This is a genomic window from Bifidobacterium goeldii, from assembly GCF_003951095.1.
In the GTDB taxonomy this organism is placed as follows: domain Bacteria; phylum Actinomycetota; class Actinomycetes; order Actinomycetales; family Bifidobacteriaceae; genus Bifidobacterium; species Bifidobacterium goeldii.
Genome location: NZ_QXGL01000021.1, coordinates 1 through 1775, shown reverse-complemented (window position 1 = coordinate 1775; position 1775 = coordinate 1). Strand labels below are relative to the sequence as shown.

Annotated in this window: 1 protein-coding gene; it reads left to right on the top strand. The window is 57.6% G+C overall.

The features are described 5' to 3' along the window. The first annotated feature begins 293 nt into the window (after positions 1 to 293). Entirely contained in the window at positions 294 to 1229 is a 936-nt protein-coding gene (locus D2E25_RS10415) for an isoaspartyl peptidase/L-asparaginase family protein (protein ID WP_125982568.1), read from the top strand. The last annotated feature ends 546 nt before the right edge of the window (positions 1230 to 1775 follow it).

Here is a 1775-nt window from a genome sequence, read left to right as displayed (position 1 = left end):
AGGTCGCACTGGCGAAATCACATGGTCATTACATGATCTGGCTAGCCAGGCTGGTGTTGACCTGCCAGCTGGACTGTAACGCCACCCCTTTTGTGACGCGGAGCGTGACCGGGAGCGAATCAAACAATATGATCGAATCTGAAAACCCTTGAAAATCAAGGGTTTTGCGTGATTAGCAATTTGTTTGATTCGCTCCCGGTCACGCTCCGCGTCACGGCGTAATATATCGAAAGGCAAAATCGAAACGCTTAGGCTGGAATATTCTGGTCGGGCGATATGGAAAGGACACATGTATGAGCAAGCCGGCATCCGCTCCGACGGTGATCAGCGAACTAGCGGGGGATGAAGAAGGTATTACTCTGTTGATCCACGCGGGTGCTGGCAGCCGTGGCAAGCACAGCACTCCGGAACGTCGCGCTCAGGTTGAAGCTGATTTGCAGCGCGCACTGGATGCCGGTTATGAGCTGCTCAAGCAGGGTGCTCCGGCTCATGAGGCAGTAATTGCGGCTATTCACGTTATGGAGGATGCGCCTGAGTTCAACGCTGGCCGCGGCGCTGCACTGACGAGCGACGGCATTGCTCAGATGGATGCCTGCCTGATGACTGGCGACGGTGAGGTTGGCGCTGTTACTGGCGTGAGCACGGTAAAGAATCCGATTGATGCGGCTCGCGCGGTCAAAGAGCAGACGAAGCACGTGATGTTTGCTGACCCCACTGATGATGAGATCGCTGATTGGGGTGTTGCTACGGAACCTAATGATTATTTCATTACTGAACAGCGTCGCCAGTCGCTGGCTGAAGCACAGTCCGGCGGTGACGAGTGGGAGAAGCATGGCACGATTGGCGCTGTAGCTCGCGATGTGAATGGTGACATTGCGGCAGGTACTTCTACCGGTGGTATTACCAACCAGATGCATGGTCGCGTTGGTGATTCCCCGCTGCCGGGTTGCGGCACGTATGCGAGCAACGATAGCGTGGCAGTGTCCTGCACGGGTATTGGTGAAGCGTTTATTCGCGTAGTCGCGGCTCACCAGGTTGCTGACCGCGTGCGCTTCGCCGGCGAAAGCCCGCGTGCTGCTGCCGGCGATGTGCTCGACGATGTTGCCGCTCACCGCGGCGATGGCGGCATGATCGTCCTGCCCGCTCACGGCCGTGGTGTTATCGCCTACAACAGCGAAATGATGAACTTCGGCTACCGCAGCGAATCAGGGAGCAAGGTAAGGGGCTGAGCCGTTAAAAGAACAGCCCGGTGGGCTGTTCTTAGGCTCAGCCGAGCGACGACAGTCGCGAGGAAATATTGAGCGCCGACCTCCGGTCGGCTCCGTAATTGCAGCGTAGGCGAGCATTACGGGGATATTGAATCGCGCTGTCGCGCGATGCTGTGTTGTTTGTGCGTCACTGGCGTGCCGCAAACGCTCCCTCAGTCACGGCCTACGGCCGTGCCAGCTCCCTCAGCCGAGGGAGCCAAGGCTCCGCCAGCGTGTGTAGTTTGCCGCAAGCACACGCACTGCCGTATCAATGGTGCGGTAGCCCCGGCTCCCTCGGCTGAGGCTGAGCCGTGAAACAAACAACCCAGCGGGTTGTTTGTAGGCGAAGTGAGCGGCTTTGCCGCGAAGGCTCTGCGTTAGCAGAGCTGGCAGCCGTAGGCTGACTGAGTGTTCCTATCTTGGTGTCAAGTTTGTGGTGTGTTGTGATTGGTAGGGATTTCGGTGTTTGAGGATGCTGTAGATGAGGTTGCATCGTTGTCTGGCAAGAGCGAGGAGTGCCTGGGTATG

Coding starts and splice junctions, on each gene's coding strand:
- D2E25_RS10415 (WP_125982568.1), top strand. CDS start 294: ATGAGCAAGCCGGCATCCGCTCCGACGGTGATCAGCGAACTAGCGGGG.